Consider the following 25,938-nt stretch of genomic DNA (forward strand, 5'->3'; position numbering starts at 1 on the left):
CTCTCTGACGGGTGCGCGGCACGGCGGCCGGGGCGGTTATGCTGCGGGTCCCAATGGCGGCTCGATGTCCGGTTGACTGCCTGGTCGTGCCGGATTCCTACCTGTGTTTTGCCCGCCTGTCGGCGTTGTTCGACGAGACTCCGCGAGCGGTCCCCGGCATTCACCCGAGCGCCGTGATCGATGTGTCTGCGCGTGTCCCTCCGGGCGCCAGCACCGGGCCCCACTGCAGCCTCGAACAGGGAGTCGAGATCGGTGCCGGCACCTGCATCGATCGCGGGACGCTGGCCGACACCCTGCTCGGTCGTGGTGTAAAGATAGACAATCAGGTGCAGATAGCGCATAACGCACAAATCGGCGACTACACGGCGATCGCCGGATGCGCGGGTATCGGCGGCAGTGTGCGGGTCGGAAAATATTGTCGCATGGGCGGCGGTGCCGCTCTGGTTGGGCCGCTCGAAATCGCCGATCATGTGACGATCACCGCGATGAGCCTGATAAACCGTTCCGTTCCCGAGCCAGGCTCGTAATCTTCGGGTACGCTGGCGGAAATGGAACGGCACCTGGGTACCACCGCCCGCCAACCTGGAGATGATCGCTCATGCTGATGGACGTAAACGAGATCCGCGAATACCTGCCGCATCGCTACCCCTTCCTGCTGGTGGACCGGGTGACCGAGCTGACGCCCGGCACGTCGATCGTCGCGTACAAGAATGTGAGCGTGAACGAGGGTTTTTTCGAGGGTCATTTCCCGGGGCTGCCGGTGATGCCGGGGGTGCTGATCGTGGAAGCGCTGGCCCAGGCTGCCGGAATTCTCGGCTTCCGGACCATGAACAAGAAACCTGCCGACGGCTCGATCTACTACTTCGTGGGTGCCGACAAGCTGCGCTTCAAGCGCCCGGTGGTGCCGGGTGACCGCCTGCAGCTCGAGGCGCGCATCGTCACCGAGAAGCGCGGTATCTGGAAGTTCGACTGCGTGGCCTCGGTCGACGGGCAACTGGTGTGCGAGGCGAGCATCCTGTGTGCGGATCGCCGGCGGTGATCAATGCGCGTGCGCTGCTCCATGCGTGGTGCGCGCCGCGGACGCGGTGATCGAACTCGCCACGCGTGAAGGTGGAGCATGAGCGACTGGGCCGAACTGCTCGCGACGCGACAATGTGTGGCGGGTGTCGATGAGGCCGGGCGCGGCCCGCTTGCCGGCGATGTGATTGCTGCGGCGGTCATCCTGCCAGCCGACGCCTGCCTGCCGGGACTGCGCGATTCGAAGCAGCTCAGCCATGCCCGCCGCCCGCAGCTGGCGGCGGCGGTGCGCGAGCAGGCGCGCGGCTGGGCGCTCGGTCGCGCCAGTGTCGAGGAAATCGACCGGCTGAACATCCTGCAGGCGAGCCTGCTGGCGATGCACCGCGCGGTGCAGGCGCTGAACCTGGTTCCGGATCTGGTGCTGGTCGATGGCAATCGCTGCCCCGTCTGGCGGTATGCGTCGGTGGCGGTGGTCAGGGGCGATGCGCTGGTTCCCGCGATAAGTGCCGCCTCGGTGCTGGCCAAGGTTGCGCGCGATGAGGAGATGAAGCTGCTCGATCGACAGTACCCCGATTACGGCTTTGCACTGCACAAGGGCTACCCCACGGCGGCACATCTCGCGGCCCTTGCGCGGTTTGGTCCGTGCCCGATCCATCGCCGCTCCTTTGCACCGGTACGCACGGCAGTTGCGCAATGCGCGCTGGATTTCGATTGAGGCATTCATGAGCAGGCACTTCGTCCATTTACGGCTCCATTCCGAATTTTCGATGATCGATGGCCTGGTGCGCATCGACAAGCTGGTCGAACGCGCCGCCGAACTCGGTATGCCGGCCGTGGCACTGACCGACCAGAGCAACCTGTACGCGTTGATCAAGTTCTACAAGGCCGCGCAGAAAGCGGGTGTCAAACCGATTGTCGGCTGCGATGTGCAGGTCGAGACGGGCGGTGCGATTTTCCCGCTGACCCTGCTCGTTTGCGCCCAGGAGGGCTATCGCAACCTGACGCGGCTGATTTCGCGCGGCTGGCTCGAGGGTCAGCAAATGGGGCGGCCGGTGTTGCAGCGCGACTGGCTGGTACAAAGTTGTGACGGGTTGATAGCGCTGTCAGGCGCTCGCGATGGTGATGTCGGCCAGGCACTGCTGGCCGAACGGGGCGAACTGGCGCAGGAGCTGCTGGGCGCCTGGATGACGCAGTTCCCGGGGCGATTCTATATCGAGTTGTGCCGCACCGGACGGCCGCACGAAGAGGACTACCTGCACCTGGCGGTGGAACTCGCGGGACGTCTGCGCTGCCCGGTGGTTGCCACCAACGATGTGCGCTTTCTTGATCGCAGCGACTACGAGGCACACGAGGCGCGTGTCTGCATTCACGAGGGGCGGGCACTCGAAGACCCGCGCCGCCAGCGTCTTTTCAGCCCTTACCAGTACCTGCGCCCGGCGCAGGAGATGCAGGCCCTGTTCGCGGATATCCCGGAGGCGCTCGAGAACAGCGTGGAGATCGCGCGCCGCTGCAGCATCGAGCTCGAGCTCGGCAAATATTATCTGCCCGACTATCCGGTACCCGCGGGTACCCGGATCGAGGATTTTCTGCAGCGCCTCGCCCAGGAAGGGCTGGTTGCGCGCCTGGCGGCGTTCGGCGATGGCGCGGCACGCAGGGACGCCTACCAGGAACGGCTGGACTTCGAGCTCGACACGATCAATTCGATGGGCTTTGCCGGTTATTTCCTGATCGTGATGGATTTCATTCGCTGGGCGAAGAACAACGCGGTGCCGGTCGGGCCAGGCCGCGGTTCGGGTGCCGGTTCGCTGGTCGCCTATGTTCTGGGCATCACGGATATCGATCCGCTCCAGTACAACCTGCTGTTCGAGCGCTTCCTGAATCCGGAGCGGGTATCGCTGCCCGACTTCGACGTGGACTTCTGCATGGAGGGACGCGACCGGGTGATTGCCTACGTGGCGGATACCTACGGGCGCGACGCGGTCTCCCAGATCATCACCTTCGGCACCATGGCCGCCAAGGCCGTGGTGCGCGATGTGGCGCGGGTACAGGGCAAGCCATACGGACTGGCCGACAAGCTCTCCAAGCTCATCCCGTTCGAACCCGGCATGACGCTCGAAAAAGCCATGGCGCAGGAGGAGCCGCTGCGCGATTTCGTTGCCCGCAACGAGGAGGTGGCGGAGATCATGGAGATGGCCTTCAAGCTCGAAGGCCTGGCGCGCAACGTGGGCAAGCATGCCGGCGGCGTGGTGATCGCTCCCACCACGCTCACCGATTTCGCACCGCTCTATTCCGACGAAGCCGGTGGCGGCCTGGTTACCCAGTTCGACAAGGACGATGTCGAGCAGGTCGGCCTGGTCAAGTTCGATTTTCTCGGCCTGCGCACGCTCACGATCATCGATTGGGCCCTGGCGATCGTCAACCGCAGGCTTGCGGGGGAGCAGCGCGAGCCGATCGACATCAACCGCATCGCGCTCGATGACCCGCTGGTTTATGCATCCTTGCAGCGCGCGGAAACCACGGCGATCTTCCAGCTCGAATCGCGCGGCATGAAGGACCTGATAAAGCGCCAGCAGCCGAGTTGCTTCGAGGACATCATTGCGCTGGTCGCGCTGTTCCGTCCCGGACCGCTGCAGTCCGGAATGGTCGACGATTTCATCGACCGCAAGCACGGGCGCTCGATCGTGCGCTATCCGCACCCGCGGCTCGAGCCGATTCTCAACAATACCTACGGTGTGATCCTCTACCAGGAGCAGGTGATGCAGATCGCCCAGGTGCTGGCTGGCTACACGCTCGGCGGCGCGGACGTGTTGCGCCGTGCGATGGGCAAGAAAAAAGCCGAGGAGATGGCGCAGCAGCGCGAGATCTTTATTGCCGGCGCCAGCACCCAGGGGGTCGCCGTCGAGGTTGCGGCATCGATCTTCGATCTGATGGAGAAATTTGCCGGCTACGGCTTCAACAAATCGCACTCCGCGGCCTATGCGCTGGTGTCCTACCAGACAGCCTGGCTGAAGACCCATTTCCCGGCGGAATTCATGGCCGCGGTGTTGTCGGCGGAAATGAGCAATACGGACAAGGTGGTGGTGCTGATCGAGGAGTGCCGGCACATGAAGCTGGCGCTGGTGCTGCCCGACGTCAACAGCGGGGAATTCCGTTTCACGGTCAACAAACGCGGCGAGGTGGTCTACGGTCTCGGTGCGATCAAGGGTATCGGCGAGGGGCCGGTGGAGAGCATCGTCGCGGCGCGCACCGCGGATGGAGAGTTCCGTGACCTGTTCGACTTCTGCACACGTACCGATCCGCGTCGGGTCAACAAGCGGGTGCTCGAGGCGCTCATCCGCTCCGGTGCGATGGATGGGCTTGGCGCCTCGCGTGCGGTGCTGATGGCGGCGATGGCGGAGGCGCTCAAGGCGGCCGAACAGCGCGCGCGCAATCTCGATGTCGGTTTGATGGACATGTTTGCCGACAACGCGCCTGCGAGCACCGGAGAGGACGTGTATGCCGCCTTCAGGGCGGCTGCCGAGTGGAGCGCGAGGGAGCGTCTGCGTGGCGAGAAGGAGACGCTCGGCCTTTACGTGACGGGGCATCCGATCGACGATCACGAGGCGGAGATCGCGCAGTTCACGCGCACGCGCATCACGCAATTGAGGGCGGACCAGGAGCCGCAGCGTATCGTGGGCCTGGTGGTTGGCATGCGCACCATGAAAAGCAAGCGTGGCGAGGATATCGCGTTCCTGCAGCTCGACGATCGCAGCGCTCGTGTCGAGGTGTCGCTGTTTTCCGATGTCTACCGCGCCTGCCGTGAACACGCAGTGCGCGATACCATCCTCGTCGTGGAGGGGGTGGTGAGCGTCGATGATTTTTCGGGTGGCATGAGAATGCGCGCCAACGAGGCCTATACGCTTGTCGAGGCGCGCCGCCGGTTTGCGCGCGAATTGGTGCTGCAGCTCGGTGAGGACGATTTCGCCGCTGATTTCACCAGCGTGCTGGGCCGTCTCCTGGGAGGCGGTCGTGCGCGCGAGGGCTGCGCGGTGCGGGTGGTCTACAGCACGGCGGATGCCAGTGCGGAGATCAGCCTGGGGGATCAGTGGCGCCTGCTGCCGAGCGACGAGGCACTGGCGCGGTTGCGCGAGCGCCTCGGAGCGGGGCGGGTGAGCTTGCGCTATTCGTCCTGAGCTCAAAGGATCGTGGAAGTTTCACGTGCGGCTTGTTAAGCTCTAGCACCCGTCATGGACCAGGATCGCATTTCCTAGATGAACCCCAGCTATCTCGATTTCGAACAGCCGATCGCCGAACTCGAGGCGAAGATCGAGGAGTTGCGTCTGGTCGGCAATGACAACCAGATCAATATCACGGAAGAAATCGAGAAGCTGCGGCAGAAAAGCGACCGCCTGACCGAGAAAATCTATTCCTCCCTGACCGCCTGGCAGATCGTCAAGGTCGCCCGTCATCCGCGTCGTCCCTACACGCTCGACTACATCGAGCGGATCTTCAGCGGTTTCGAGGAGTTGCACGGTGACCGGCATTTCGCCGACGACAATGCCATCGTCGCGGGGATCGGGCGGCTGGGCGACACGGCGGTGATGGTGATCGGGCAGGAAAAGGGGCGGGGCGTCCAGGAAAAGGTCAGGCGCAATTTCGGCATGCCGAGGCCCGAGGGTTATCGCAAGGCGCTGCGGCTGATGGAGCTTGCGGAGCGCTTCGGCCTGCCGGTCATCACCCTGATCGATACTCCCGGCGCGTATCCGGGCATCGATTCCGAGGAGCGGGGAATCAGCGAGGCGATCGCGCAGAATCTCGCAGTGATGTCACGGCTGCGTACGCCGATCATCTGCGTGGTGATCGGCGAGGGCAGTTCGGGCGGTGCGCTCGGCATCGGCGTGGGCGATCATCTTGCGATGCTTCAGTACTCGACCTATTTCGTGATCTCGCCCGAGGGCTGTGCCAATATCATCTGGAAAACCTCCGACAAGGCGCCGGAGGCGGCCGAAGCGATGGGCGTCACCTCCACGGTGCTGCAGGAGATGGGCATCGTCGATGCGACCATTCCCGAGCCGCTGGGTGGCGCTCACCGGGACGTGGACGCGATTGCCGCGCGTGTCCAGGAACATCTGCTCACGGAATTGCAACGCCTGAAATCGATCCCGCTCGATGAACTGTGCGAAATCCGTTTCCAGCGCCTGATGTCCTACGGCAGCCGCTGATCGCCGATGCCGTGACGCCCGCCGTTCTCGAATCGCTCCTCGCCGAATTTCCGGCGCGGCGGCGTTGGGTGGTGGCGTTCAGCGGGGGTCTTGATTCCAGCGTGCTGCTGCACCTCTGCGCATCTTTTTTGGCGGGGCGCGGGGGCGCGCCACAACTGGTGGCATTGCACGTCAATCATGCCGTTCATGAAAACGCGGCGGACTGGGAACTGCACTGTGCCCGGGTCTGCGCGGCGCTTGGCGTGACCTTCGTTGCGCGTCGCGCACAACTCCCGGACGGAATCTCCGACGGTGCATCCGAGGATGTGTTGCGGGTGGCGCGATACCGCGAATTCGAAGCCTTCTGTCTTGGAACCGATCTGCTGTTGCTGGCGCATCAGCGCGATGACCAGGCGGAAACCGTGCTGCTGCGGTTGTTGCGTGGGGCGGGCCCCGCGGGACTTGGCGGCATGCCCCGCACGCGGGTGTTGGGGCACACCCTGCTGTGCCGACCGCTGCTGGCGCTGCCCCGGGCCGGCTTGCTCGGCTATGCGCTCGCACAGGGCATCGTCTGGGTAGATGATCCGAGCAATGCCTTGTCAGGCTACGACCGCAGTTATCTGCGCACCACGATATTTCCGCTCCTGGAGCAGCGCTGGCCCGGAGCGGGGGCGCGCATGGCGCGCACCGCATCGCACTGCGCCGAGGCGGCGCAGATCTGCGCGGAGCGTGCCGAACAGGACCTGCGTGCAGTGTGTAGTAACGATGCGTTGGGCCTGCCATGCTTCGTGCTCGAGGCGTGGCGCCGCTTGCCCGGGCCGCGCGCCCTCAACGTGCTGCGTGCCTGGCTCGAGCGGCAGGCAATGTCGATGGATTCGCGGCGCCTGGAGACGGTGGTGAGCGAGTTGATCGGGGCAGCCACCGACCGCCAGCCGCTGTTCGCTTCAGGAGGGGTGCAGCTGCGGCGTTTCGCCGATCGGCTGTATGTGGTCAAAGCCTCGTCCAGCGTATTCAGCGCCGAGCCGCTCGGCGGAATGGAGCCTGGTTACGATGGTTCACTGGCGGGCGTGGGCCGGGTGAGGCTGCAGAACTGTGCCGCCGGGGTGCGGGCAGGCGGGAATTATTCGATCGGCTTTCGGCGGCCGGGCATGTATTGCCGGGTGGCGGGGCGGCCGCGCAAGAGTCTCAAGAAGTTGCTTCAGGAATTGTCCGTGCCGCCGTGGCTGCGTGACCGGGTGCCGCTGCTGTTTGTCGATGGCGAGCTGGCCGCGGTGGCGGATCTGTGCATCTGTGACGGTTTTGTGGCCGATCCGGGATCGGCCGCTGTCATGTTGCGCTGGACGCCGGGAGAGCCCGATGCGCAGTAATTCACCTGCGCTTCACCACTTCAGTATTTCGAGCGCCTTGGCAATTTCGGGGCGCAGGCTGAGCACGGTATCGGTTGTCACCGAGCCGACCGTGATTTCCTCGTTGAAGAACAACACCACGCCAGGGTACACATCCTTGCGCCGGCTGCCCGGCGCATAGGCGAGTTCGTCGCATACACGGCGCGCCACGCAGGCGTAGTCGGCAAACGCGCCTTCGGGCGAGGCGTAGTCGCCAACGCGGCTGATGGCCTTGACGTTCACGCGCTGGTTGAGCGCCTTGCCGTGGATCGCCAGCATCATCTTCTGCGCGCGCGAGAGTTTTGGCTCGATTGCGACGATGGCGTCCGCTATTTCCTGCGGGGTGGGCTTTTTCTTGCCGCGCTGCTTGCGCTTCTCGCCCTGTATACGGTCGACGATGACGCGTAGTTCGGACATGATCTCGTCGAGGTCGGTACCTTCGAAGTCGGCTATCCGTTCCTTGTTCTTCCACGCCCTGCCGCGATATTCATCGTTCCAGCAGCGGGCGATGAGATCGAAATTGCAATAATCCTCCTTGAGAACACGCTTGTCAGATTCGGCATAGGGCAGTTGCGACATCCGGATCCCCTTTTATCGGATAAGCAGCCGACGCTGCTGGCGCAGGGAGCCGGGGCGTCCTGCGCAAGGCGCGGCATTCTTTCCATTTGGAAATTCAAATGTCAAGGAGATTCTGCCGTGAATCCGGTCAGGCTATCGATCATCCCTCACAGGTGCATTGGGCCGGTCGTTCGCTTGCCGGTACGCGGTCGATCACGCATAATGCGGCGCGTGATTTTTTCCGCGACTGCCAGTCAATGGTGATCCCGGTCGGTTCCCTCGCAACGCTGGACGATGAACCCCGCCAGGCCCGGAAGGGAGCAACGGTAATCGTCAAGGCGTGTGCCGGGGTGTGGCTGGCCGGGGTCGCCACCCACTTGTTTCAAGCATGTATAATCCCGGCCCTCGACCAATCCCAGGGAGCCGGCAAACCGCGATGACATACCAGGTACTGGCGCGCCGCTGGCGCCCCCAGACCTTCGAGCAGATGGTCGGGCAGGAGCATGTACTGCGTGCGCTGGTCAATGCGTTGGATCGCAACCGGCTGCATCATGCCTATCTGTTGACGGGTACCCGCGGCGTGGGGAAGACCACGCTGGCCCGGCTCATTGCCAAGAGCCTAAATTGCGAGCAGGGCGTCTCGTCATCTCCCTGCGGGACATGTTCCGCGTGCCGGGAAATCGCCGAAGGACGTTTCGTCGATCTGCTCGAGGTGGACGCCGCTTCGCGCACCAAGGTCGAAGACACCCGTGAGTTGCTGGATAACGTTCAATACGCGCCAGCCCGTGGCCGCTACAAGGTGTACCTGATCGACGAAGTGCACATGCTCTCGGGGCACTCGTTCAATGCCTTGCTGAAAACGCTCGAGGAGCCCCCGCCGCACGTCAAGTTTCTCCTCGCAACCACCGACCCGCAACGCCTGCCGGCCACGGTGCTCTCTCGCTGCCTGCAATTTCACCTGAAGAACCTCAGCCCGGAGCAGATTTCCGCCCATCTGGCGCAGGTGCTGGGGCAGGAACAGATCGAGTTCGAAACGCCGGCCCTGTGGAGTCTTGCCGAGGCAGCGCAGGGCAGCATGCGCGATGCACTCAGCCTGACCGATCAGGCGATCGCGCACGGGGCTGGCGCGATCTCGGCAGTCGCGGTCACCGAGATGCTCGGCTATGTGGATCGCGAGTTGCTCGGTGCGCTGATCGATGCATTGCTGGCCGCGGATGCGGCCGCGGTGCTCGCCGCGCTGGCGACAATGGCGCAGCAGGGAACGGATTTCGAGCGTGCGCTGGCGGAACTGCTGGTTGTGCTGCACCGTGTGGCGCTGGTGCAGGCGGTGCCGGCGATGCTCGATACCCTGCATGGAGACCGTGAGCGTTACGCAACATGGGCGCAAAGCGCGGTGGCGGCCGACGTGCAGCTTTATTACCAGATCGGGTTGCTGTGCCGGCGTGATATCAGCTACGCGCCGGATGCCCGCAGCGGTGTGGAAATGGCAATGTTGCGGATGCTCGCATTCAGGCCGGCCACTGCCACGGACATCCAGCCGGGTCCGGCGCGCATGGCTGCTCTGCCGCGCGCGGATACGCCAGCGCGGGAGGCGCCGGTATCGGCAAAAAAGCCTGAACCGGCGGCCGCAGGGCCCGCCGGTCCCGTAACTACCGAGACGCCGGACCAGGCTGCGAGCCAGGAGGCCGGGGAGCCGCGGCACGATATCGCGGTTCCGGCCAGGTTCGAGGCGCTGTACGCGGAAAACTGGGCGGCGCTGCTGGCAAGGCTGGAGCTGGTGGGCATGGCCCGCAGCGTGGCCTCCAACAGCGTACCCGAACGCATCGACAACGACATGCTGCACCTGGTACTGCAGGAACAGCAGGCAATGCTGTACAACCCGCAGTGCGACGAGCGCATCGGTGCAGCCCTGAGCGTGCATTTCGGGCGCACGATAAGAGTCGCCACACGCATCGGCACACCCGGCACCGAAACGCCGGCGACGCGCGAATTGCGAATCCAGGCGGCGCGCCAGCGGCAGGCGATAGCAGCCATCGAGGCCGATGCGAATGTGCGCGCCTTGCTGGACGAATTTGCCGGCCGCCTGCATCGCGACAGCATCAGGGTGCTTTCGGTACCGAGTGAGGGCGCGATGGCGCACGAGGAGTTGTGAGATGAAGGGTCTGGACGATTTGCTGAAACAGGCGCAGAAGCTGCAGGAAAAGGTGCAGGACGCGCAGCAGGAAATGGCGCGCAGCGAAGTGCAGGGCGAGGCGGGGGGTGGCCTGGTGCGGGTGGTGATGACCGGGCGTCACGATGTGCGTCGTATCCATATCGAACCGTCGCTGATGAGCGAGGACCGCGAAGTGCTGGAGGACCTGATTGCCGCGGCGGTCAACGATGCCGTGCGTCGGGTGGAGGAATTGCAGCGCGCGAGCCTGTCCGGCGCCACCGGCGGAATCACCCTTCCCGCCGGCTTCAAGCTGCCATTCTGAACCTGGAACCCGCCCTGATGCGATTCGGCCCGATGATTGACCAGCTGATCGAAGCCCTCCAGTGCCTTCCCGGCGTGGGTCCGAAGTCGGCGCAGCGCATGACGCTGCACCTGCTCGAGCGCGATCGCGAGGGTGGCGAGTATCTGTCAGCGGCGCTGGCGCGTGCGATCGAAAGAGTCGGGCGCTGCAAGCGCTGTCGCAATCTGAGTGAAGATCCGCTCTGCCCGATCTGCGCGAGCGCGCGGCGTGATCAGGGCCTGATCTGCGTGGTGGAAACGCCGGCGGATGTCTTTGCGGTCGAGCAGGCAGGCGGTTATGCCGGACTGTATTTTGTGCTGCTCGGACGCCTGTCGCCGATCGATGGTATCGGGCCCGCGGAGCTCGGGCTGGACCTGCTTGGCGAGCGGGCGCGGGAAGAAGGCGTCAAGGAAGTCATCCTGGCGACCAATCCCACGGTGGAGGGCGAGGCGACGGCGTATTTCATCACCGAGCAATTGCGTTCCGCCGGGGTCACGGTATCGCGCATCGCTCATGGCGTGCCGCTGGGCGGCGAACTGGAATATGTGGACGGAGGCACGCTGCAGCACGCATTCCTCGGGCGCAAGCCGCTCTGATGGGCATCGTGGACCCCGTCAACGGCATGGCGGTGCATTGCATCGATTCGGCGCAGTCACTGGCGCGTGCGGCCGAGGGATGGAGGCAGCGGCCAGTGCTCGCGCTGGATACGGAATTCATGCGCGTGCGTACCTTTTACGCCCAGGCCGCGTTGTTCCAGTTGTGCGATGGCGAGGCCTGCTATCTGATCGATCCGCTTGCGGTGCGCGATCTCGCACCGCTGGCGCAGGTGCTCACTTCCCCGGCAATCGTCAAGATCATGCATTCGTGCAGCGAAGACCTGGAGGTCTGCGAGCACCACCTCGGGGCGCTGCCCGAGCCGTTGATCGACACCCAGATCGTGGCCGCCTTCTGTGGTCACGGGCTGTCGGTGGGATATCAGAAAATGCTGGCCCAGGAGCTCGGTGTGGCGCTGGAGAAATCCGAAACCCGCACCGATTGGTTGCAACGCCCGCTCAACGCCAGCCAGCTGCGCTACGCGGCAGAGGACGTGGCCTATCTTCCTGCATTGTGGGCAAAGCTGGCGCAGCGACTCGCTGCCGTGCCTGCGGGCGCCTGGGCGCGCGAGGAGTGCACCGCGGTGCTGGAGAGATTCCGCGAGCGTGACACTGCGAATGCCTATCGCAATATCGGTGGCGCTTGGCGGCTCGACGGGAGTGGACTTGCGGTACTGCGAGCGCTTTGCGATTGGCGCGAACGGACCGCGCGTGACAAGGATCTGCCGCGCAACTGGGTGGTGCCCGACGCCGTTCTGTTGCAAATCGCGCAACTCAAGCCGGTCGATGCGCAACAGCTCGAACCATTGAGCGAATTGCAACCCGGCAGCAGACGCCGCTTCGGGAGCGAGATCATTTCCGCGGTCGGGACGGGGCTCGGCAGCACCGATTTGCCGGCACCGGTTCCGGCTCCGCCAACCGCGGCCCAGGGCCGGCTGGTGAAAGCGCTGCGTGCGCAACTGGTGCAGCGTGGTGCGAGCCTGGGTATTGCCCCGGAAATGCTGGCCCGGCGCCGCGATCTCGAGGAGCTGGTGCGCTGGCGTGCCGATGTGGCATCCAGCGACGGGCTCGGGCTGATGCGCGGCTGGCGACGAGCGGTGATAGGCGAGGAACTGCTGCGCCTGACAGAAGGCTGGGTCATATGAAGATGATTTGCGCCATCTATCGCTCCCGGCGCAACGAGGCGACCTATGTCTATGTCGATCATCTCGAGGGCCTGGTCCGGGTGCCGCAAGCACTGCTGCGCGAGCTCGGCGGCATGGACCGGGCGATGACCCTGGTTCTCGAACCCGGGCGCCAGCTGGCGCGGGTGGAATCGGCGGCTGTTCTGCGCGCGATCCGCGATCAGGGCTTCTATCTGCAGTTGCCACCACAGCCTGATATGGCCGCAGGCCAGACCGGTGGGCCCCCATGCTGAGCAATTCCGATTATCTGATGGCGTGGTCGATCTACCTGCTGAGTGCCACGGCGTTGCTGATCACCGGGTGGCGGCTTAGCTCATGGATGTGGAGCTGGGCCAAGGACGCGCTGCGCGTGGTGAGTGCGGTGCTGTTGCTCGCGCCGGCTTCGGTCGATGGTGATCCCGCACATCTGGCACCGACCATGGTGATCGTCTGTTTCGAGCTGCTGACCGCCGAGGACGGTGGGCTCGGGCCATTGCTGGGTGTGCGGCTGCTGCTGATCCTGATCTTCGCGGTGCTTGGGGTCTGGCTGCTGCGCTTGCTGTGGTTCTGGCTGGTAGGCAGTCGCACCCGCACCAAGCCCAAGGCTGCGCCCGCGGCGCGCGCGAGAGCGGGCACCGCACGCCACTGAACGGACTCAGCTGATCGCCTGCACCAGTTCACGGTCGCCGAAACGGCCTTCGAACAGCGGGCTGCGCAGATAACGCTCACCCGAGTCGGGCAGGATCACCACGATGGTCTTGCCCGCATGTTGTGGCTGTTCGGCCACGCGCGCCGCCGCCGCCACCGCCGCGCCGCAGGAGATGCCGGCCAGGATGCCCTCCTCGCGCATCAGTCTATGCGCGTATTCCATCGCCTCGTCATCGCTTACGCATTCCACCTGATCGATCAGCGAGAGATCCAGGTTTCCGGGCACGAAGCCGGCACCGAGGCCCTGGATGCGGTGTGGCGCATGGGTGGGAGCCTTGCCCGCAAGGGTATTGCCGATCACCGGCGATGACACCGGTTCCACCGCGACCGAGGTGATCTGCTTGCCCTGGCCGTGTTTGATGTAGCGCGAGATTCCGGTGATGGTGCCGCCCGTGCCGACGCCGCTCACCAGTACATCGATCGTGCCGTCGGTGTCGCGCCAGATTTCCGGGCCCGTGGTGCGTTCGTGGATGGCCGGATTGGCGGGATTGTCGAACTGCTGCAGCATCAGAATACGCGCCGGATCCTGCGCGACGATCTGCCCGGCCCGCGCGATGGCGCCCTTCATGCCCAACGCGCCGTCGGTCAACTCCAGATTGGCGCCGAGCGCGGTCATGATCTGGCGTCGTTCGAGGCTCATCGTGTGTGGCATGGTCAGTGTCAGGCGATAGCCGCGTGCGGCGGCCACGAATGCGAGTGCAATGCCGGTATTGCCGCTGGTCGGCTCGACCAGCTCGATGCCCGGTTTCAGGCTGCCATTTTCCTCGGCTGCCCAAACCATGCTCGCGCCGATGCGGCATTTCACTGAAAACGCCGGATTGCGGCTTTCGAGTTTCGCCAGTACCTTGCCGCCACCGATCCGGTTGAGCCGCACCAGTGGCGTGTTGCCGATCGAGAGGCTGTTGTCGGAAAAAATGTTCATGACGATACGGTCTCCGGTGGGAGGTGAGTCGGGAGCGGAGTGATGGGCCACAGGCTACTACTGCTCCTGCGCCAAGTCCATGGCCGGTGCGGCGTTGAGCGGATCCGACTGCGCCGCTGAGCGCTTTGGTCAGTCGAGAGACCGGGTTCAATCGTATAAACTCCCCGTTCCCGGCGGCACATCGTCTCCGGCATATCCGCACCACGCGAGGGGAGATCGCATGACGTTCAAGGGTACCGAGCGATATGTTGCCACCGAAGATCTGCAGATGGCGGTCAATGCGGCCGTGATCCTGCAGCGGCCGTTGCTGATCAAGGGCGAGCCGGGTACCGGCAAGACACTGCTTGCCGAAGAGGTGGCACAGGCGCTGGGTAAACCTCTCGTGCAGTGGCATATCAAGTCGACGACCAAGGCCCAGCAGGGTCTCTATGAATACGATGCCGTATCGCGCCTGCGGGATTCGCAGCTGGGCGATGCGAAGGTACAGGACATCGGCAACTACATCCGCAGGGGCAAACTGTGGGAAGCCTTCGATGCTCCCGAGCAGGTGGTGCTGCTGATCGACGAGATCGACAAGGCCGACATCGAGTTTCCCAACGACCTGCTGCTGGAACTCGATCGCATGGAGTTCCACGTCTACGAGACCGGTGAGGCGGTCCGTGCGCGTATTCGCCCGATCGTGATCATCACCAGCAACAACGAGAAAGAGCTGCCGGATGCCTTCCTGCGCCGCTGCTTCTTCCACTTCATCAGTTTCCCCGACCGCGACACCATGATGCGCATCGTCGATGTGCATTACCCGGGCATCAAGCGTCAGCTGGTGAGCGATGCGCTCGACATATTCTTCGATGTGCGCAGCGTGCCTGGAATGAAGAAGAAGCCCTCGACCTCGGAGTTGATCGACTGGCTCAAGCTGCTGATGGCCGATGACATACCCGACGAGATTCTCAGGAACCACGATGCCAGCAAGGCGATTCCTCCGCTCTACGGTGCCCTGGTGAAGAACGAGCAGGATGTGCATCTGCTGGAACGGCTGGCGTTCATGCACCGGCGCGAGAGCCGCCGCTAGGGCGGTACGGCGAATGCTGGTCAATTTCTTTCACGGTCTGCGCAGCGGCGGCGTCCCGGTATCGATCCGCGAATACCTTGACCTGCTGGGGGCGCTGCGCGCGCGGGTGGTATTTGCCGACGTCGATGCGTTCTACTATCTCAGCCGCGCGGTACTGGTCAAGGACGAGAAATATTTCGACAAGTTCGATCGTGCGTTCAGCGCCTATTTCAGGGACATCGAATCGATTGACGACATCATCGAGGCGCTGATACCGGAGGAGTGGCTGCGCAAGGAATTCGAGAAATTCCTGAGCGAGGAGGAAAAGGCGAAAATCGAATCGCTGGGCGGACTGGACAAGCTCATCGAGGAATTCAGGAAGCGCCTCGAAGAGCAGAAGGGCCGGCACGCGGGCGGCAACAAGTGGATCGGCACCGGTGGCACGTCGCCCTTCGGCGCCGAGGGCTACAACCCGGAGGGCATCCGGATTGGTCCGAACGGCGGCAACAAACGCGCGGTGAAAGTCTGGGAGAAACGCGAGTTCAGGAACCTCGACGATTCGGTGGAGTTGGGCACGCGGAACATCAAGCTCGCGATGCGCCGCCTGCGCAAGTTTGCCCGTACCGGTGCCGCCGAAGAGCTCGACATGCCGGATACGATCCGCTCGACCGCAAGGAATGCCGGGTTGCTCGACCTGAAAATGGTGCCCGAGCGGCACAATGCAGTGAAGGTATTGCTGTTTTTCGATGTGGGCGGGTCGATGGACCCGCATGTGCGCACCTGCGAGCAGCTGTTTTCGGCGGCGCGCGGTGAATTCAAGCATATGGAATATTTCTACTTCCACAATTTCATCTATGACGCGGTGTGGCGCAACAATGTCCGTCGCCACAGCGAGAAAATGGCGACCATCGATATCCTTCACAAGTACCCGCACGACTACAAGGTGATCTTCGTCGGCGACGCTTCGATGTCGCCCTACGAGATTCTCCAGCCTGGCGGCAGCGTCGAGTACTGGAACGAGGAATCGGGAGAGGTCTGGATCCGCCGGCTTTGCGAAACTTACAGCAAGATCGTGTGGTTGAACCCGATACCGGAAGAACACTGGGACTTCACCCAGTCGATCGATATCGCCCGTCGCTTGCTCGAGGATCGCATGTTCCCGATGACCATCAAGGGTCTCGAGGATGCAATGGCCTACCTGAGCCGCTAGGCAGCCCGCGCAGCTGCGCGCGGAATACCACCAACGCGGCACTCACCGCGACGTTCAGCGATTCGACACCATTGTTCATCGGTATCGCGAGTCGTTCGTCGGCCAGTGCCTGTACCGTGCTGCTGACTCCCGTGCTCTCGCTGCCCAGGACGTACACGCGCGCGACATCGTCCAGCTCGCCGAACAGGCTGCGCGGCGCGGCACCGTCGAGCACGCAGATCTTCCAGCCGCAATCACGCAATTGCCCGAGCGCCGCGGGCAATCGTTCGCAACGCAGCAGCGTGGCGCGAAACAGCGCGCCGGCGCTGGCCTTGATCACCAGCGGTCCGATATCGCAGCCGCCGTGGCGCGGCAGCAGGATGCCCTCGCAGGCACCGGCGGCAGCCGAGCGGATCAGCATGCCGAGATTTTGCGGATTGGTGATGCCATCGACGGCCAGCAATGCGCGCCCTTCGAGGGGGCTCAGCGGCAGAATGTCGGCGAGTTGCCGGTAACCTGGCCAGCGCAGATCCGCCGCGACCCCCTGATCCTCGCGCGCATTGCGCGAGATACGCGCCAGTTCCGCACGCCCGTGCAGGAGGACTTCGGCCCGCTGCTCGCGCGCGAGTGCCTCGATCTGTTCGATTGCCGGTGCCGGCTTGTTGCTGCGGGCGAGATGGAGCCGCTCGCACACGACACCGGGCGCCTGCAGGGCCTCGAGTACCGGATTGCGCCCGTAGACCGTAAGGCAGCGATCGAAAGCGGCCTTGCGCTGCAGGTAGGCCTCGCCCGGAATAATGCTCATCTGGCTTGGCAGTATCTCCAGGCTTCCCGGCGCTCGGCTTGCTTGTTCGCGATATAACGCTGCGCTCCCAGATCGGCGCCGGTGCGGTTGTGGAACGGCCCCTCCTGGGTTTTTTCGCGGGTTATGAAATACCACATTCCGTTGATCTGGCAAAAGCGATCGGAACGGAAATTGGCTGGTTTTGATTCGCCGGCTCTGGGTTTTGTCGACATGGCAGCACCATTACAGGGTTTGGGGTGCTACCAGCAAAATACATGCCGCGTCATAAAAACGTCAGTGTTCAATACTGTCCCATCGTCAGGGCCGGGAGCGAGGACTCATGCCCGGATGCATCGAATCGTGGCGCGCTCGGGCGCGTGTGTCCCTGCGGCGCGTGACGGCGGCTTGTCATCTGCGCGTGCCCCGTCGAAAATGCCCGCAGCCCGCCGCATTGGATAAACGCAGCGTATGGAGCACAAACTCCTTCATCCGAGCCACATTTTCGCGCTGTTCAAGTATGCGGTTTATCTGGCCGTGGTGTGGAATGCCTGGCTCTTTTTCCAGGAGGACTGGCAGGCAGCGGTGTTCCGCCTGGACGAGTTGTCGGGTTGGCAGCGCATCGTCGAGGTCTATGCGCAGACCATCGACACCGGGGCCTGGGTGTGTCTGCTGTTGTTGTTCGAGCTGGAGACTTCCTATCTGCCCGACAGCAGCTTGCAGAGGCGTGGCGTGAAATGGAGCCTGCACGGCCTGCGTGCCCTGTTCGGGCTCGTCATCGTGGATACGTTTATCGGTTATACCGGAAAATTCATTTCCTATCTCGAAGTCCAGCGCATTGCAGCCGATGCCTGCACGCTGGCGGATTCCGGCTGGTCGTTGTTGACGAATTTCGACGAGTTCGTGGCGCTCGGCACCGAAAACTGTTCCGCGCTCGCTGGCGAGACCCTGTTCCGCCTCGATAATTCGCAGATTCTCACTACCTACACCACGCTGAACGATGCCCAGCAAATGGCCCTGGTCGATGTGGTCAATGCCGGGGCGTGGATAATGGTCATCGTCCTGCTCGAGGCCGATGTGCGCTTGCAGCTTCGTGGCGCGCTGACCGGCATGCTGCTGCGTCTCAGTTCGGTACTCAAGTTCATTACCTATGCGGTTCTGCTGGGCGCCGCGGTATATTGGGGCTTTGCGGGCAATTTCATCGATTTCTGGGATGCCTTCCTGTGGCTGGTGGCATTCGTGTTCATCGAACTCAACGTGTTCCAGTGGCATGAAGAGAGCGATCGGCTGGCGGCGGAACCGGTGCGCACGTTCTGATCTCAATCACTCCAGCCCGGGGTCAGGCGCAACCCGGCGCTCAGCTCGATCCGCGGCTTCCAGCCCAGGGCCGCGGTGATGCCGTCGTTTGCGCATACCCAGTCGGGGTGGCGCAGTTCACGCAGCTTTTCCGGTGTCAGCATGGGTTGGTACGCCAGCAGCCGCGCCAGGCCGGCGTTGCCACGGGCCAGCAGATCGAGTGGCAGCCGGGGAATTTCCCACACCCGGACAACCCTGCCTGCTTGTGCCGCCACGATCGCTGCAATGTCGGACCAGCAGTAACCACCCGCGTGCCCGTCATGAAGCGGGAAGGTTCCCGTGAGTTCGCCGGCGGTGCCGAGCCACGCTGAAACCAGGGTACCGAGATCATCCACGAACAGCAGCGACAGGCGGGCGGCAGCGCTACCCGCGGCAGGTGCCAGGCCGGTCCTTGCCATGAACCGAAACACCGGCAACAGTTCGCGATCGCCTGGCCCGTAGACCGCGGGTGGGCGCAGGATCAGGCACGGTCGCTCGCGGGTGCCTGCGCGCAGCAATTCCTCTGCCAGGTGCTTGCTGCGGGCGTAATGGGACAGGCCGGGTTCGCGGGCGGCGAGAGAAGAGAAGAACAGCAACGGGACCTGCGCCGCAACCGCATCCATCGCCCTCAGCAACTGTGCCGTGCCGGCCACGTTCACCGCATCGAAATCCTGCCGCTTCGCGCCACGCACGGCTCCTGCGAGATGGATTACCGCATCGCAGCCGCTTACCAGGCGCCGGAGTGCTTCGGGCGAGTCGAGATCGCCGCGGAGAATCTCCGTGCGCGGATCGAGCAAGCGGGCCGCAGCCTCGCGGTTGCGCGCAAGCGCACGCACGCGGTGATTGTCCTGGGCAAGGGTGACACACAGGCGCCTGCCGATGAAGCCGGTGGCGCCGGTAAGAGCTATCTGCATGCGCCGCTGGTCGCGCCGCGGAGTCTGGTGTTCAGGCCGAGGCCTGCCTCAACGGCATGCCTTCGGCAACGGCCGCCACCTCGGCCAGGTCGTGGGCGGCAATGAAGTTCTGACGGGCCTTGGAGCGCGACAGTTTTCCGGAGGAGGTGCGTGGCAGGGTATGCGGCGGCACCAGTTCGACGTAGCAGTCGATGCCCATCTCGAGACGCACCAGATGCGTCAGGCGGTCGATGAGCGCCAGGCGCTTGCCGACATTCGTTTCGCGAGACTGCACCACCAGCACGCAGATCTCGCGCGCCTCGGGTCCCGGCACCGAGAATGCAAGAGCGTCGCCGACCCGGGCTTCCTGCTGATGCTCCGCAAGATACTCGAGGTCCTGCGGCCAGATATTGCGGCCGTTGATGATGATCAGGTCTTTCTGGCGTCCGGTGATGATCAGACTGCCGTCGATCGTGTATCCAATGTCGCCGGTGTTGAGCCACCCATCCGCGCTGAGCGCGGCCCCGGTTTCCGCGGGGGCATTGAAATAACCCGACATCACGCTGGCGGCACGCACGAATATCGTTCCGGTCACCCGCTCTGGCAGGAGGGCGCCGGCATCGTCGCGAATCTCGAGTTCATAGCCCGGCAACGGCGTGCCGCAACTCACGAACGCACGTGTCCGCGTGCTGGTGTCATGCGCGGGCACCTGGCGGGCCACTCCATGATCGGCCAGGTGATCGAGATCGATCCGGTCGGTACTGTAACCCTCGAAGAGCGGCGAGAAGCTCACTGCCAGCGTGCACTCGGCCATGCCGTAGCAGGCCAGAAATGCCTTCGGGTTGAAACCGGCGGGCGCCAGTGCCTCGGCAAAGCGCTCGAGTGTTTCCCAGCGGATCATTTCGGCGCCGATGCCCGCGACGCGCCAGTTGCTGAGATCGTAGCGCTCGGCCTCGCCCTCGCGCAGGCGGCGCGCGCACAGTTCGTAACCAAACGAGGGGCTGAACGATATCGTGGCCTTGGTTTGCGACATGAGGCTCAGCCACTGCCGCGGGCGCATCGCGAAATCGCGCGTGTCCATGTAGTCGACGGATATCTGCGCGGCGACCGGCACCAGCACCAGACCCACCAGGCCCATGTCGTGATAGAACGGCAGCCACGAGAACAGGCGATCGGTTGCGCCTATCCTGACGCCGTCGGCAATGATGCCGGTCAGGTTGCTCATTACCGAGCGGTGCTCGATGATCACGCCGCGCGGAAAGCGCGTGCTGCCCGAGGTGTACTGCAGATAGGAGATGTCGTTGGTCCCGATTACCGGCAACGGCTCACTGCTTTCGGTCAGCGCATCGAACTCCGCGGGTTCGCCGATCATCGTCAGTTCAAGACCCTCGACGGCCTCGATCACGAACGGAAGAAAGCCCTCCGAAGCAACCACGACCGCGGCGCCGCTGTTTTCGATCAGGCCGCGCAATTGCGCCACGAAGCTCTGGTGTCCGCCGAGGTTGATGGTCGCGGGCAGCGCGACCGGAACCAGGCCGGCGTACTGGCAGCCAAAGAATACACGAAGGAAATCCGGGTGCGTCTCGGCGACCATTGCCACACGATCGCCCTTGCCCAGGCCAAGCGCGATGAACTTGCGGGCGAGGCTGATGGCGTGCTGGCGCAGATCCGCAAACGACAGCGCGGCGTACAGATCGCCGCGACCGCTGTAGAAATTTGCCCCGGTAACACCCTGTGATGCGTAGTCGAGCGCTTCAGTCAGGGTACTGAAATCCGCCGCGCGAAACGGCAAGGTATTAGTCGTCGGTGTGGATTCGGTACGCAAAACGGTAGATTCCCTTGTTGTTTGCCATATCCGCCGTCGAGCCTTTCAGGAGTCACGACAAGCGGGTGGATACCGGATACCCGCAGCTGACTTCCCCATGTCCTGGGCGGGCTCGGCTCGAAGCCGCTGACCACCGTCCTATTTTTGGTTGGGATCGCTTTCAAATCAACCTTCATTGAGTGGTACTATTTGGCCGCAACAAGCCCGCTCGGAATGGTTCGCGTTCGCGCTAATTCGTGGATTTCACGAAGAAAATTGCTTCAAGGAGATGCGTGTCGGGCGAATTCCCGGTTGCCGCATTCGTCCTTGCTGGCCGGCTCATGACGGGCGCTTGTATACTGCGCGGCGTTTCCTCAGCGGCAACCGGGAGTAATCGGTAGTGGCTCATATCGATTCCCGTTTTTTGATCCAGCCCGTCGATTCGCGATCGCGTCGTCGTGATTTCCTGCGTTTGCCGCAGCGTCTGTACGCCGCCGACCCGCACTGGGTTGCACCACTCGAGTTCGAAGTCCGCCAGCGCATATGGGGCAGCAACCCGTATCTGCTGCACGCGAAAGTGCAGGCCTGGGTCGCCTACGGCGTCGATGGCAAGCCGGCAGGGCGGATCACGGCGCAGTTCGACCGCTTGCACCAGGAACTGCACGGCGATGGCGTCGGATCGTTCGGCTTCTTCGAGGCGGAAAACGAGCCGGCCCTGGCGCAGGCGCTGTTCGAAACTGCTGCCGCGTGGTTGCGCGAGCAGGGGGCGAGGCGGATACGCGGTCCGCTCAACCTGTCGGTCAACGAGGAATGCGGGATGCTGGTCGAGGGCTTCGACACACCGCCCTCGATCATGATGGGCCATGCTCTGCCAGGCTACGACGCCCTGCTTGGCTCCTGTGGTCTGGTCACGGCGCGCAACCTGATGGCCTACCGCGTGGCTCCCGATTTCGAGGCGCCACGGGTGATGCAACGCCTTGCGGACTCGCTGACCCGGCAGATGCGGGTGCGGGTGCGTCCCCTGGACAGGCGCAACAGCGCGCACGAGCTGGAGCTTGTGCGCGATATCTTCAACGACGCCTGGGCGCACAACTTCGCATTTGTGCCGTTCACCAGGGAGGAGTTCGCCGATATCGGGAAAATGGTCACGTTGCTGATGCCACCCGAATACGTTCAGATCGCCGAGGTCGAGGGCGAGGCAGCGGCGTTTATCGTCGCGATGCCCAATGTGAATGAAATCGCCGCGAAAATGAACGGACGTCTGTTGCCGTTTGGCTGGCTGCGCCTGCTGTGGGGACTCAAGGTTCGTCACCCGCACAGCGCCCGCGTGCCCCTGATGGGCGTGCGCCAGAAATTCCAGCACTCGCGCCTGGGTCCCGGGCTAGCGTTCATGGTCATCGACGCGGTGCGCAAGGGCCTTTGCGCGCATGGCGTACGCGAGGTCGAGATGTCGTGGATACTGGAAGAGAACGCGGGCATGCGCGGGATTATCGAGTTGATCGGCGGCGAGTTGTACAAGCGCTACCGGATCTACGAAAAGGAGCTATGAGTCATGCCGGGGGGCAGGTTTGCCGCGCTCGTTCTTGCCGGTGATCGAACGCCGGACGATGCGCTGCTGGTGGCATCGGGGCATGGCTGCAAGGCGCTGCTCGAGATAGCGGGCGTGCCGATGGTGCTGCGCGTCCTGGAGGCGCTTGGAGCCGCGGCCGAGATCGAGGCGATCCACCTGAGCGGGCCCGGTCCCGACAGCGTCGCGGGGAGTTCGCTGCTCGGCGCCTACATTGGCACGCATGGTGTGCTGTGGCAGGCGCCGCGGGCAACACCGAGCACCAGCGCCTACGCCACGCTCGCGGCTATCGAGCCCGCGACGCCGGTCTTGCTGACCACCGCGGACCATCCTTTGCTGCTGCCGGAATACATCGATTATTTCTGCCATGCGGCGATTGCGAGCGGTGCCGATGTCGCGGTCGGGCTTGCTTCCCATGCCCGGGTCCGGGAAATTTTCCCGACCATGAAAAAAACCGTGCTGAATTTTCGCGATGACGATTATTGTGGCTGCAACCTGTTTGCGTTTCTGAGCCCCGCGGGACGCGCGATGGCCGATCGCTGGCGCGAGGTCGAAAGCGAGCGCAAGTCCCCGCTGCGGGTGATTCGTCTGCTCGGCTGGAGCGCGGTGTTGCGCTACCGCATGGGCTTGTTGTCGCTCGACGGGGCGATGGAACTGCTGTCGCGACGCATGGGATTGCGTCTCGCTGCCATCAAGATGCCGTTTGGCGATGTGGCGGTGGATGTCGATTCGCTGGCGGATCACGCGCTGGTCGAACAGCGCTTGCTCGAGCGCCAGGCACGCACCTGATGCGATGCCTCAGTGGGCTGCGTGGCGCAGCACCTCGAAACGCGCGACGATTCGCTCCCGAAACCCGCTGTTCCGCGCATCGTAACTGCGTGCGCTGGCTTCTATGTTCCAGGATCTTTCTCCGGGCCGCACCGCGTAAAGATTGTATTCCGAGGGATAATTCGAGATTTTCCCGGCGGCGGATGCCGAGGGAATGCCGAATACCGGCACCTCGCATCCCGGGATGCGCATGGCACTCTGGATCGCGCGGTGGCGATGCCCGTGCAGCACCATATCCACGCGGTGCTCGCCCAGTAATTCGCCCAGCTTCGCCGCATCCACCAGGCGCTTGCGCCATTTCTCTTCCCCGGGTACCGGGGGATGATGCAGCAGCAGAACACGCAGCAGACCGCTGTTGCGCAGTGAATCGAGAATGGTCTGCAGCCTGTCGAGTTGCGCCGAACCGAGGCGGCCGATGGCGAGCAATGGCCATGACGGTACCGCGCTGCTCAGGCCGATGAATGCCACCGGACCACGCACCCGCAGAGATGGAAACAACACCTCGGGATTCGTGTTTGCAGGGGCGTGGTCGCTGCGCATGTACTCGCTCCACAGACCGAGGGTACCCACCCAGGGTGTGGCGATATAGCAGTCGTGATTGCCCGGAACCACGGTGACGCGCTCGGGCGTACCCACACTTCGCAGCCAGTCGCGTGCCTCGCGAAACTCGCTGGGCAGGGCGATATGGGTCAGGTCTCCGGTCACGACGGTGTGGTCCGGCGCCACCGTTTGCAGGTCGGCACGCAGTGCGTCGAGCATCTCGATCCGGTGTTCGTGGCGCCGGCGGCGTCGCCAGGAGAGGTAACCGAGCAGGCGTTTGCTGGCGAGCTGGCGCCAGCGTACCGAGGAAAGATCGGAAAGATGCGGATCCGAGAGCTGCGCGAAACGAAATGGCGTCTGCATCGGCCCGGAAGCCGCGCTCACGGGTCGTTCCGCAATGCGGCGAATGCCTCTAGCATGCGCCGGATCTGGTCCCCGGAATGGGCGGCGCTGACGCTGCAGCGCAGCAGGCTGAATGTCGAGGGCGATGCCGGTGGAACCACGAGATTGACGTATACGCCCATTTCCAGCAGGCGCGGCCACCAGCGCAACGCCAGTTCGCGGTCTTCGAGTTTCACCGCAACCACCGGGCTGGCTTGCGGGCCAACGGTGAAGCCCAGAGCCTTCAGGCCGTCATAGAGCTGATGGGCATTGCGCCACAGCTGTTCGCGCAATTGCGGGCGCTGCTGCAATTGGCGCAACGCGACCCGCGTCGAGGCGATCACCGATGGCGAAGGAGAGGCGGTGAAGATATAGGAACGGATCGAGAACCGTATGGCTTCGAGTTCGGGGAGGTTGCTGACGCAGTAGCCGCCGATCGAGCCAAGACTCTTGCTGAACGTGCCGACCACGAAATCCACCTGGTCCTCCACGCCGGCGGCCTCGGCCAGTCCGCGCCCGTGTTCGCCGAGCACCCCGAGCGAGTGGGCCTCGTCGACCATCAGGCAAAAATCGTACTTCTGCTTCAGCGCGGCTATTTCGGCCAGTGGCGCGGTATCGCCGAGCATGCTGTAGATGCCCTCGGTAATGACCAGGGTGCTGGCGGCCCGTTCGCCGAGTCTTGCCAGCTTGCGCTCGAGATTTTCCACGTCATTGTGGCGAAAGCGGATGATCTCGGCGCCGCCGAGCCGCACGCCATCATAGATGCTGGCATGGCTGTCGGCATCGAGCATCACTACGTCGCCGGCGCCGGCGAGCGTGGCGCCCATGCCCATGGTGGCGCTGAAACCGGTCGAAAACACGATCGCATGCTGCCGTCCGTAGTAGGAGGCGAGTTCCTGCTCGAGTGCGACATGCTCGGCAAAGGTGCCGTTCGCCATCCGCGAACCGGTGGTTCCGGTTCCCTGTTCCGCGAGCGCCTGCTGGGCCGCGGCGATGCACTCCGGATCGAAGGTCAGGCCAAGATAATTGTTGGTGCCTGCCAGGATCACGCGACGGCCATCGACAATGGCTTCGGTCGACGACAGCAGCTTTTCGGTGACGGCACCGAACGGACGTATGCCGAGTCCCGCGAGCTCGGCGCGAACGCCGGCCATGGGGGCGAATTTTTCGAGGAGTTTCATGCTGCGGTCAGCCTCGCGATTTCACGGGCAAGATCGCCTACGGTGCGGATTGTCGGCAGGCTGTTCAGTGGAAATGAAACATCGAATTCGTCCTCGACACTCTCGATCACTTCCATGACATCGATCGAAGACAGGCCGAGATCACCCACCAGGTCGCTCGCCTCGGCGACCGCGCCGCGGTCCCTTGCCAGCGGTTCGAGCATTCCGAGCACCCGTTGCACACAGTCCTGATAACTCGTCATGGTGAATTTCCCTGCTGCTGCATGCGAAGAAAAAAGGCGCCGCGGTCAACGTTCGCCCGATTATACTGGCCCGGACCGTCACCTGCGCGGTGGCATCATTGCTCTGTGTATTTTTTGGTGAATTCAAGAAC

Annotated in this window: 25 protein-coding genes and 1 other RNA gene; 18 read left to right on the forward strand and 8 right to left on the reverse strand. The window is 63.7% G+C overall.

Annotation, left to right across the window (positions count from 1 at the left end; translation table 11 throughout):
• The first annotated feature begins 38 nt into the window (after positions 1–38).
• From IPF49_16780 to tilS, 6 genes are all read left to right on the forward strand, one after another.
• Positions 39–527 (forward strand): hypothetical protein, encoded by a 489-nt coding sequence (locus IPF49_16780; protein ID MBK6289256.1) that lies wholly within the window; start codon positions 39–41, stop codon positions 525–527.
• A 71-nt stretch (positions 528–598) separates the two neighbouring features.
• The gene (gene fabZ, locus IPF49_16785) at positions 599–1,039 is read left to right on the forward strand and encodes a 3-hydroxyacyl-ACP dehydratase FabZ (GenBank protein MBK6289257.1); all 441 of its coding nucleotides are present in this window, start codon (positions 599–601) and stop codon (positions 1,037–1,039) included.
• Between the two features lie 78 nt (positions 1,040–1,117).
• Entirely contained in the window at positions 1,118–1,732 is a 615-nt protein-coding gene (rnhB, locus tag IPF49_16790; protein ID MBK6289258.1) for a ribonuclease HII, read from the forward strand.
• Between the two features lie 7 nt (positions 1,733–1,739).
• Positions 1,740–5,189: a DNA polymerase III subunit alpha gene (dnaE, locus tag IPF49_16795; protein MBK6289259.1), complete on the forward strand. Its 3,450-nt coding sequence runs from the start codon at positions 1,740–1,742 to the stop codon at positions 5,187–5,189.
• A 78-nt stretch (positions 5,190–5,267) separates the two neighbouring features.
• Positions 5,268–6,218: an acetyl-CoA carboxylase carboxyltransferase subunit alpha gene (locus IPF49_16800; GenBank protein MBK6289260.1), complete on the forward strand. Its 951-nt coding sequence runs from the start codon at positions 5,268–5,270 to the stop codon at positions 6,216–6,218.
• A gap of 11 nt (positions 6,219–6,229) precedes the next feature.
• Entirely contained in the window at positions 6,230–7,564 is a 1,335-nt protein-coding gene (gene tilS / locus IPF49_16805) for a tRNA lysidine(34) synthetase TilS (protein ID MBK6289261.1), read from the forward strand.
• Between the two features lie 12 nt (positions 7,565–7,576).
• On the opposite strand, the gene IPF49_16810 is transcribed toward tilS, so the two are convergent.
• Positions 7,577–8,161, reverse strand: coding sequence for a hypothetical protein (locus IPF49_16810; protein ID MBK6289262.1), 585 nt, complete (start codon positions 8,159–8,161; stop codon positions 7,577–7,579).
• A gap of 247 nt (positions 8,162–8,408) precedes the next feature.
• On the opposite strand from IPF49_16810, the gene ffs reads away from it, so the two are divergent.
• The 7 genes from ffs (at position 8,409) to IPF49_16845 (ending at position 13,037) form a co-directional block, all read left to right on the forward strand.
• Positions 8,409–8,505, forward strand: an RNA gene (gene ffs, locus IPF49_16815) — signal recognition particle sRNA small type.
• Positions 8,506–8,576: 71 nt separating this feature from the next.
• Entirely contained in the window at positions 8,577–10,292 is a 1,716-nt protein-coding gene (gene dnaX, locus IPF49_16820) for a DNA polymerase III subunit gamma/tau (GenBank protein ID MBK6289263.1), read from the forward strand.
• Position 10,293: 1 nt separating this feature from the next.
• Positions 10,294–10,614, forward strand: coding sequence for a YbaB/EbfC family nucleoid-associated protein (locus tag IPF49_16825; GenBank protein ID MBK6289264.1), 321 nt, complete (start codon positions 10,294–10,296; stop codon positions 10,612–10,614).
• Positions 10,615–10,631: 17 nt separating this feature from the next.
• Positions 10,632–11,228: a recombination protein RecR gene (gene recR / locus IPF49_16830; protein MBK6289265.1), complete on the forward strand. Its 597-nt coding sequence runs from the start codon at positions 10,632–10,634 to the stop codon at positions 11,226–11,228.
• A complete protein-coding gene (rnd, locus tag IPF49_16835; GenBank protein MBK6289266.1) occupies positions 11,228–12,370 on the forward strand; it encodes a ribonuclease D in 1,143 nt (380 codons plus the stop codon). Before recR ends, rnd begins: the two co-directional genes overlap by 1 nt.
• Entirely contained in the window at positions 12,367–12,642 is a 276-nt protein-coding gene (locus IPF49_16840; protein ID MBK6289267.1) for a YcgL domain-containing protein, read from the forward strand. Before rnd ends, IPF49_16840 begins: the two co-directional genes overlap by 4 nt.
• A complete protein-coding gene (locus IPF49_16845; protein ID MBK6289268.1) occupies positions 12,636–13,037 on the forward strand; it encodes a hypothetical protein in 402 nt (133 codons plus the stop codon). The genes IPF49_16840 and IPF49_16845 overlap by 7 nt, the downstream gene beginning before the upstream one ends.
• Positions 13,038–13,043: 6 nt before the next feature.
• Here the strand turns inward: IPF49_16845 and cysK are convergent, their stop codons facing one another.
• Positions 13,044–14,018, reverse strand: a complete 975-nt coding sequence (cysK, locus tag IPF49_16850; GenBank protein ID MBK6289269.1) for a cysteine synthase A — start codon at positions 14,016–14,018, stop codon at positions 13,044–13,046.
• Positions 14,019–14,238: 220 nt separating this feature from the next.
• Between cysK and IPF49_16855 the strand changes: the two genes are divergently transcribed.
• Both IPF49_16855 and IPF49_16860 read left to right on the forward strand, forming a co-directional pair.
• Complete coding sequence (locus IPF49_16855) at positions 14,239–15,087, forward strand: MoxR family ATPase (protein MBK6289270.1); 849 nt, start codon at positions 14,239–14,241, stop codon at positions 15,085–15,087.
• A gap of 13 nt (positions 15,088–15,100) precedes the next feature.
• The gene (locus tag IPF49_16860) at positions 15,101–16,276 is read left to right on the forward strand and encodes a VWA domain-containing protein (GenBank protein MBK6289271.1); all 1,176 of its coding nucleotides are present in this window, start codon (positions 15,101–15,103) and stop codon (positions 16,274–16,276) included.
• On the opposite strand, the gene IPF49_16865 is transcribed toward IPF49_16860, so the two are convergent.
• Positions 16,236–17,060 carry an RNA methyltransferase gene (locus IPF49_16865; protein MBK6289272.1) on the reverse strand — a complete coding sequence of 275 codons (825 nt, stop codon included), beginning with the start codon at positions 17,058–17,060 and terminating at the stop codon, positions 16,236–16,238. The two genes, IPF49_16860 and IPF49_16865, sit on opposite strands and share 41 nt — an antisense overlap.
• Before the next feature lie 447 nt (positions 17,061–17,507).
• On the opposite strand from IPF49_16865, the gene IPF49_16870 reads away from it, so the two are divergent.
• Positions 17,508–18,353, forward strand: coding sequence for a hypothetical protein (locus IPF49_16870; GenBank protein ID MBK6289273.1), 846 nt, complete (start codon positions 17,508–17,510; stop codon positions 18,351–18,353).
• 2 nt (positions 18,354–18,355) lie between these two features.
• On the opposite strand, the gene IPF49_16875 is transcribed toward IPF49_16870, so the two are convergent.
• Positions 18,356–19,285 (reverse strand): NAD-dependent epimerase/dehydratase family protein, encoded by a 930-nt coding sequence (locus tag IPF49_16875; GenBank protein MBK6289274.1) that lies wholly within the window; start codon positions 19,283–19,285, stop codon positions 18,356–18,358.
• Between the two features lie 31 nt (positions 19,286–19,316).
• Positions 19,317–21,089 carry a fatty acyl-AMP ligase gene (locus IPF49_16880; protein MBK6289275.1) on the reverse strand — a complete coding sequence of 591 codons (1,773 nt, stop codon included), beginning with the start codon at positions 21,087–21,089 and terminating at the stop codon, positions 19,317–19,319.
• Between the two features lie 403 nt (positions 21,090–21,492).
• Between IPF49_16880 and IPF49_16885 the strand changes: the two genes are divergently transcribed.
• Both IPF49_16885 and IPF49_16890 read left to right on the forward strand, forming a co-directional pair.
• A complete protein-coding gene (locus IPF49_16885; protein MBK6289276.1) occupies positions 21,493–22,617 on the forward strand; it encodes an N-acetyltransferase in 1,125 nt (374 codons plus the stop codon).
• A gap of 3 nt (positions 22,618–22,620) precedes the next feature.
• Positions 22,621–23,424 (forward strand): nucleotidyltransferase family protein, encoded by an 804-nt coding sequence (locus tag IPF49_16890; GenBank protein ID MBK6289277.1) that lies wholly within the window; start codon positions 22,621–22,623, stop codon positions 23,422–23,424.
• 9 nt (positions 23,425–23,433) lie between these two features.
• Here the strand turns inward: IPF49_16890 and IPF49_16895 are convergent, their stop codons facing one another.
• The 3 genes from IPF49_16895 to IPF49_16905 are packed head-to-tail and all read right to left on the reverse strand — an operon-like array spanning position 23,434 to position 25,807.
• A complete protein-coding gene (locus tag IPF49_16895; GenBank protein ID MBK6289278.1) occupies positions 23,434–24,387 on the reverse strand; it encodes a metallophosphoesterase in 954 nt (317 codons plus the stop codon).
• Positions 24,384–25,565, reverse strand: coding sequence for an aminotransferase class I/II-fold pyridoxal phosphate-dependent enzyme (locus IPF49_16900; protein ID MBK6289279.1), 1,182 nt, complete (start codon positions 25,563–25,565; stop codon positions 24,384–24,386). Before IPF49_16900 ends, IPF49_16895 begins: the two co-directional genes overlap by 4 nt.
• A complete protein-coding gene (locus IPF49_16905; protein MBK6289280.1) occupies positions 25,562–25,807 on the reverse strand; it encodes an acyl carrier protein in 246 nt (81 codons plus the stop codon). Before IPF49_16905 ends, IPF49_16900 begins: the two co-directional genes overlap by 4 nt.
• Positions 25,808–25,938: the final 131 nt, after the last annotated feature.

The organism is Gammaproteobacteria bacterium (assembly GCA_016705365.1).
GTDB lineage: Bacteria > Pseudomonadota > Gammaproteobacteria > Pseudomonadales > UBA5518 > UBA5518.